The 7,168-nt window shown below is 66.0% G+C and carries 8 protein-coding genes; 7 read left to right on the top strand and 1 reads right to left on the bottom strand.

Features of this window, described 5'->3' with window-relative positions; all coding sequences use genetic code 11:
- The first annotated feature begins 1 nt into the window (after window position 1).
- From ACXJKR_RS19635 to ACXJKR_RS19605, 7 genes are all read left to right on the top strand, one after another.
- Entirely contained in the window at window positions 2-463 is a 462-nt protein-coding gene (locus ACXJKR_RS19635) for a MarR family winged helix-turn-helix transcriptional regulator (protein ID WP_457324246.1), read from the top strand.
- 117 nt (window positions 464-580) lie between these two features.
- On the top strand, window positions 581-1,549 hold the full coding sequence (locus ACXJKR_RS19630) for a Bug family tripartite tricarboxylate transporter substrate binding protein (RefSeq protein ID WP_457324245.1): 969 nt from the start codon (window positions 581-583) through the stop codon (window positions 1,547-1,549).
- 144 nt (window positions 1,550-1,693) lie between these two features.
- Window positions 1,694-2,806 carry a histidinol-phosphate transaminase gene (gene hisC, locus ACXJKR_RS19625; protein ID WP_457324244.1) on the top strand — a complete coding sequence of 371 codons (1,113 nt, stop codon included), beginning with the start codon at window positions 1,694-1,696 and terminating at the stop codon, window positions 2,804-2,806.
- A complete protein-coding gene (locus ACXJKR_RS19620) occupies window positions 2,799-3,542 on the top strand; it encodes a class II aldolase/adducin family protein (protein WP_457324243.1) in 744 nt (247 codons plus the stop codon). Before hisC ends, ACXJKR_RS19620 begins: the two co-directional genes overlap by 8 nt.
- Window positions 3,539-4,531, top strand: a complete 993-nt coding sequence (locus tag ACXJKR_RS19615; protein WP_457324242.1) for a ketopantoate reductase family protein — start codon at window positions 3,539-3,541, stop codon at window positions 4,529-4,531. Before ACXJKR_RS19620 ends, ACXJKR_RS19615 begins: the two co-directional genes overlap by 4 nt.
- A 243-nt stretch (window positions 4,532-4,774) precedes the next feature.
- Complete coding sequence (locus ACXJKR_RS19610) at window positions 4,775-5,503, top strand: response regulator transcription factor (protein ID WP_457324241.1); 729 nt, start codon at window positions 4,775-4,777, stop codon at window positions 5,501-5,503.
- Complete coding sequence (locus tag ACXJKR_RS19605) at window positions 5,500-6,201, top strand: NAD(P)H-dependent oxidoreductase (protein ID WP_457324240.1); 702 nt, start codon at window positions 5,500-5,502, stop codon at window positions 6,199-6,201. Before ACXJKR_RS19610 ends, ACXJKR_RS19605 begins: the two co-directional genes overlap by 4 nt.
- Here the strand turns inward: ACXJKR_RS19605 and ACXJKR_RS19600 are convergent.
- The coding region (locus ACXJKR_RS19600; protein WP_457324239.1) for an XdhC family protein at window positions 6,189-7,168 on the bottom strand (980 nt) is incomplete at its 5' end. The two genes, ACXJKR_RS19605 and ACXJKR_RS19600, sit on opposite strands and share 13 nt — an antisense overlap.

The raw sequence follows: 7,168 nt of genomic DNA, 5'->3' as shown, positions 1-7,168 counted from the left end.
CATGCCCATCCCTCTGGATCGCAGCATCACGTACAGGCTGCACACGCTGTCGAAGCTCAACGACAGGGTGACCCAGGCCGCCTACGAGACCGAGGTTGGCATCCAGTACAGCGAGGGCCGCTGCTTGGCAGCCATCGGCGCGTTCAGCCCTCTCTCGGTCAATGAACTTGCACAGCGTGCCAACCTGAACAAGGGACAGGCCAGCCGTGCCGCGCAGTCGCTCGTGGACCAGGCGCTCGTTCGCAAGGCGGCCAGCGCCACCGACGGCCGTGGCGTGGTGCTCACGCTGACCGCCAAGGGTGAGAAAGCCTGGGAGCGGGTCATGGCCCTGATCGAGGCTCGGAACGCCCAGATCGTGTCCTGCCTGAACGGGCCGGAAGTCCAGCTGTTCAGCGAGCTTCTCGACCGCCTGGTTGCTCATGCGCGTCAGGCGGTCGGCGACGACAGGGACGCGTCGGACTAGCCTTCCAGTCGTCTTCAAAAGTGGTTGCGCGCGCAACTTGATTTGCATACACTGTGTGCAGATCAGGGCGGCCAGCGCATGCCCGGACCGCACCCACCGGCACCAATGGAGACATCGATGTTCGCCCTCCCGTTCTTGCGCACGGCACTGGCCGGCCTGGCTCTCGCGGCGCCGCTTTGCGCGGCCGCCTACCCAGACAAGCTCATCGAGTGGGTCGTGCCCTATCCCGCCGGAGGCGGCTCGGACGTCGTAGCGCGGACGCTCAGCGAACAGATGAGCAAGTCGCTGGGCCAGACCATCGTCATCAACAACAAGCCTGGTGCCGCGACGAACATCGGGGCGGACTACGCTGCCAAGTCCAAGGCGGATGGATATGTCCTGCTGACCGCGGACACCGCAACGCTTGCGGCGAACCCGGCGCTGTATGCCAAGCTTCCGTACAGCGCCGAGCGCGACTTCGCGCCCTTCGGACTGATGGCCAGGTTTCCGATGATCCTTGTCGTGAGCCCCGCAGTGCCGGCCACCACGCTGGCAGAGTTCACCACCTGGGCCAGGCAGCAGAGCACTGCCGTTACCTTCGCCACGCCCGGCGCCGGGAGCCCGCATCACCTGGCGACTGAGCTGTTTGCCGGTCGCGCGGGCCTGAAGCTGTTGCATGTTCCGTATCGCGGCGCCGCGCCCGCCATCCAGGACGTCCTGGGCAGCCAGGTCCAGATCATGTTCGTGGACACGGCCAGCGGCTACTCGCACATCCAGTCAGGCAAGCTCAAGCCCATCGGCGTCGCAAGCCCCAGGAGGATCGCCGGCTTTGAATCGGTCCCGACCCTGGACGAGCAAGGCATGAAGGGCTTCGAGGCCTATGCCTGGCAAGGGCTCGTCGTGCCGACCGGCACGCCGCCCGATGTGATCGCAACGCTCAACAAGGCGCTGAACCAGGCCCTCGGATCCACAGCGGCAAAGGCTCGTTTTCAGACCCTTGGCCTGGAGGCCATCCCCAGCACTCCCGCAGAGATGGCTGCCTATGCCAAGGCCGAGCGCGAGAAGTGGAGCCAGGTCATCCGCGTATCCAACATCCACCTGGACTGACGAATCGGCGACTCCGCTGAAACGCAGGGCCTGCCGCCCCCGCAAGGGCTCGGCCAATCATGAACAGCCTGGGCTCCAGGCCAGGAGCCTGCATCTCCAGCTGGCCTGCCGCCCTGCCCCCACCGACCAGACACCAGACGTTCCATGCCCATCCAGCCGCCACCCCACATTCGCGAGACGTTCCCCTACGTTGCAGGCCGCCCGATCGCCACGGTTGCCCGCGAGACGGGCATCCCTGAAGGTGAGATCGTCAAGCTTGCGAGCAACGAGAACCCGCTCGGCATGAGCGACCTCGCGAAGCAGGCCTACCTGTCGGCCAGTTCCGCGCTGGGGCGATATCCGGATGCGGATGCGCACGACCTGCGCGCAGCCCTGAGCGCCCATCTCGATGTTCCCGCCGAGTGGATCGTCATGGGCAGCGGCTCCAACGAGATCCTGGACCTTGCCGCCACGGCCTTCCTCGACTCGAACGCCGAGTGCGTCCACAGCGAATACGCATTCATCGTCTACAGGCAGGCAACGCAGCGGATGGGCGCCCGGCACATCGTCGTGCCGGCCCGCGAGCTGGGACACGACCTGGACGCCATGCTTGCACGGATCGGCGCGCACACGCGCCTGGTCTTTGTTGCCAACCCCAACAACCCCACCGGCACCTTCATCGAGGCCGCGGCCCTGCAGCGCTTCCTGGCGGCAGTGCCGAGTCACGTGGTCGTGGTGCTGGACGAGGCCTACAACGAGTACCTCCCCGCGCATCTCCAGTACAACGCGATCGACTGGCTGCGCCGCTTCGACAACCTCCTGGTCACGCGGACGTTCTCGAAGGCATACGGCTTGGCCGGTCTGCGCGTCGGCTACGGAGTCGGCAACCCCGCCCTCGTCCAGTGGATGCAGCGCGTTCGGCCCGCCTTCAATGTCACGACACCCGCCCAGGCTGCGGCCATCGCGGCACTGCGCGACAAGGACTTCCTGCGCCAGACCTACGAGACCAACACCCAGGGCATGCGGCAACTACAGGATGGGCTCGTTGCTCTGGGCGTGGAGTGGTCCCCTTCCGTGGGGAACTTCCTGCTCGCGCGCTTCGACGATGCCGCGCAGGTGAATGCTGCCTTGCTGTCGCAAGGCGTCATCGTGCGGCCACTCGGAGGCTACGAGCTCGCATCGCATCTGCGGATCAGTGTGGGCACGGCACAGGAGAACCAAAGGCTGCTGACCGCCCTGTCGAAGGCGTTGAGCGCGAAGGGAGCCACCCATGGCTGAGGCCAACACGGAAGCCGCCCTGAGGGCACAGCTTGCGGCGACGTATCGGGTGTTCGCAATGCTGGGGTGGGACGAGCTCATCTACAACCACATCAGTGCACGCGTGCCAGGGGAGCTCGACACGTTCCTGATCAATCCATTCGGCCTGCACTACAGCGAAGTCACCCCCGACAACCTTGTGAAGGTCGGCCTGGACGGGCGTCCTCGCGGCAACTCGCCGTACACCACGAACCCCGCAGGCTTCGTCATTCACTCGGCCATCCACGGCGCCGTTCCTGAGGCTCATTGCGTCATGCATGTCCACACCACGGCGGGCATGGCTGTCGCCTGCACCCAGGAGGGCCTGCAGTGCACGAACTTCTACGCGGCGCAGCTGAGGGACAGGGTGAGCTTCCACGACTTCGAGGGCATCACCCTGCGCGCAGACGAAGGTGAGCGACTGGTGAGCAACCTGGCCGGGCGCCCGCTGCTGATCCTGCGCAACCATGGCCTGCTATCCGTTGGCTCCACCATCGCCCAGGCGTTTGCCAACCTGTGGACGCTGAACAGAGCTTGCGAGGTCCAGGTCGCGACGGCCGCTCTCGGCCAGACGCCGCTCGCGATACCCGACGAGATCGCGGCGGCCGCCAGCCGCGATGCATTGCAGTTTGATCCCGCACTCGGTGGGGGTCAGGACGTGCTGGACGCGCTGATCAGGCTGGAATCCCGAGACCGACAGACGAGGAGAGCCGCATGAACAGCTCATCGCGAGTTTGTGTCGTCGGCCCGGGCGCCATCGGCGGACTGCTGGCATCGGACCTGCTGGATGCCGGCGTCAACATCACCTTGCTGGCCAGCGAGCGACGCGCCGCGCAGATCCACGCTAACGGGTTGGTCCTGTTGTCGCCCGACGGTATGGAAACCGTCAGGCGGCCCGTGGTCTCGGCCCACGCCGGGGAACTCGGTCAGCAGGACGTCGTGTTCCTCTGCACAAAAGGCACCGGGCTGCCGGCGCTTGCACCCAGCCTCGCGCCGCTGATCGGCCCGGACACCAGCGTCGTCTCTCTGATGAACGGCGTGCCCTGGTGGTTCTTCCATGGGCTGCGTGGCGATGCGCGCAAGCCTCCACGACTGTCGATAGATCCCGACGGCGCCACATGGAAGGCACTGCCACCCGCGCAATGCCTGGGATGTGTGGTGCACCTGTCATCGGCGCTGGATGCCGCGGGACGCGTCGTGCCCGGCCGCGGGCGCCGACTCATCGTCGGAGCGCCGACGCCGGAGTCCTCCGCACGCGTGCAGCCCATCGCCGCCATGCTCGGGAGCGCTCGGTTCGAGGTGACGGTCACCGAGGACATCCACCGCGAGATCTGGACCAAGCTCTGGGGCAATCTCACGATGAACCCCACCAGTGCCCTTACGCTCGCCACCGCCGACCGGCTCCTCGACGAGCCGCTGACGCGACGCCTGATCGAGAAGATGATGGTTGAGGCCCGCGAGGTCGGCGAACGCCTCGGCATCTCGCTGGGAATGTCCATCGATGACCGGATCGCCAGCACGCGGCTGCTCGGCGCGTTCAAGACGTCCATGCTGCAGGACGTGGAGGCCGGACGGCCGCTGGAGGTCGACGCGATCGTCCGGGTCGTCCACGAGATTGCAGAGCATGTCGGCGTCGCGGTCCCGTTCATCGAGGCTGTCCTTGGCCTGCTGGTCCTTCGGGCCGCCCCACTGTCGGCGGCCACCTGACATGGGCCGCGTCGACGCCGCCTTCCGGCCCGGCCAGCGCATGGCAACGGAGCCCACCCTGCGGCTCTCGCGGGCGCGCTGGCCAGCTGCCCGAAGGGTTGCGACCTAGCTTCTCAACTCACCGGCATTCTGTGAAATAGCGTGAAGAGTCATGAACCTATTTTTCATAATCGGGCACCTTGCGCGGGGAGGCACCCCTCATACATTACAAAGAGTTCGTAGTCGATCAATCTTTGGCCTCAGATGAGCTCCCCTTCAGGATTCGGCGTGGCTGTTGTGCATCGGCATCCGATCATGGATGCCGGCCTTCGCTCGTTCTTCGAATCCCAGGCGGGCATGCACGTGGTGCGCCACCAGAATCCCTCCGCAGCTGACGGCGGGCCCGCCGACCGCGCTGACCTGATCGTTGCGGACTATGGCCACGGGATGGCCTGGTTGCAGCGTGGCTCGGACTCGCAGACTGGCGCGGACGCCCGGGTGCTGATCCTGCTCGACATCGAGAGCGAGCGGGAGATTCGTGCGGCACTGTCGGCCGGCGCGGACGGCCTTCTGCTGAGCAGCTCGACGCTGGATGAACTGCAGCAGGCGGCCTCGTCCGTCCTGCGAGGCATGCGCCATCTGTCGCCCGCTGTTGCAAGCCAGTTGGCTGACAGCCTGGTCCGGGTGTCGCTGACCGATCGTGAACTCAGCGTTCTCAATCTGATCGCATCCGGCATGTGCAACAAGGCGATCGCGCGCGAGCTGACCGTCTCCATTGCCACGGTCAAGACACACGTCAGCTCCATTCTCGAGAAGCTTGGCGTGTCCAGCCGCACGCAGGCAGTGTCGAAGGCCGGCGAGCGGCGGCTGATCGCCCCACTTTTTGCGCGTGTTGATCGATTCGGGCACAGTGCCGCACCCTCCAGCTCCGGCCAGACGTTCCGGGGCGCCCCAGACGAGGAACAGCCCGCGGCAGCGCACACCTCGTCATGACCATGGAGATGCTTGCTGAGGGATCAACGGGCACGGCACTGATCCTGTATGCCCATCCCGAGCCTGCGTTGAGCTTCAACGCCGCGATGCGGGATGCTGCCAGCCGGCAACTCGCCGAGCTCGGCTACGAGGTGGTTGTCGAGGACCTGTATCAGCGCGGATTCGCGGCGGTGGCGGGCGCCGGCGACTTCACGTCGTTGACCGATGCGCCGCGGTTCGGGCTGGTCCACGAGCAGCGTCACGCCCATCCCACGGGCGCCTATGCGGCGGACATTCTGCGGGCGCAGTCGCTGATCCTGGCTGCGGACCTGATCGTGCTGCAGTTCCCCTACTGGTGGTACGGCCCGCCGGCCATCCTCAAGGGCTGGATCGACCGCGTGCTCACCCATGGTTTCGCCTACACGGACGACTACCTCTTCGACACCGGACTGCTCGCCGGGCGACGGGCGATGGTGGCAATGACCACTGGCGGCAGCCGTGAAGAGCTGGCGGCTGACAGCGGGACGACGGGATCGGTGGAAAACAACCTGAAGCCCATCACCGGCGGTGTCCTTGGCTTTGTCGGCATGGATGTGCTRCCGTCGTTCGTGGCCTATTCCCCTGCCAGCCTCTCGCAAGCTGGGCGGGAGGCGTTGCTGGACGAGTTCCGACTGCATCTGCGCCGGGAGCTCGCACCGCAAGTCGCTCAGGCGCTGTAGCCAGCCAGGGCTGCCGCGCCCGGAAGGACTCGCTCCCTGCCCATGGCTTCGGATTCGTCCTTCGCGACCTGGACGCGCATGGTGTGAGGCAGAGGCACGGCATTGCGACAGGCGATGACCTCGGCCATCACGCTCTCCGCAATCTCCGGCGGCGTCTTGCTACCGATGAATATCCCGATCGGCGCGTGGTGACGCGCCAAGGTCCCCTCCTCCACGCCAAAATGTTCCCGCATGCGTCGCCTTCGTGCATCGCTGTTGCGCCGGCTTCCGATGGCGCCGACATAGAACGCATTCGTCTCAAGCGCAGCCAGCAGGGCCAGGTCATCGAGCTTTGGGTCGTGGGTCAGCGCAATGACGCAGCTTCGCCGGTCTGGCTTGAAGGCAGCCACGGCATCGTCGGGCATAACCCCGCGCATCAGCATCGCGCCGTCCACGCTCCAGCTGACGAGGTGTTCGTCGCGGGGATCGCTGATGAAGACCTGGAAGCCGTTGAAGAGCGCCATCGTGGCGAGGTACTCGGACATCTGCCCGCCTCCGATCAGCAGCATGCGGTATTCAGGCCCGAACCTTGCCAACATCTCGATCGAGGTCAGGCGCAGTGCTTGCGGCGTGGCGCTCGCGCGATGCGTTGCGGTTCCGTCGGCCATGTCGACGCGGCGCTCGATGAGCACGCCAAGCCTAAGCAGGGCCAGGACATCACCCAGCTCGTCCGCCCTGGGATTGAAGTCAAGCAGCAGTTCCAGCGTGCCACCGCAAGGCAAGCCGAACCGATGCGCCTCATCCGCACCAATGCCGTAGCTGAGCAGCCGCGGCGGGCCGGACATGGGCTCGATCGGGTCGTTGCCGTGCGGGATCGCGAACCGGCGGATCAGGTCATCCTCGATGCATCCGCCCGATACCGATCCGACGACCGCGCCGTCCGAGCGCAAGGCCATGACCGAGCCCACGGGTCTTGGGGATGAACCCC

This window comes from Roseateles sp. P5_E11 (assembly GCF_054049355.1).
Note: the sequence above shows the minus strand (reverse complement) of the source record. Positions and strands in the feature narration are given on the sequence as shown.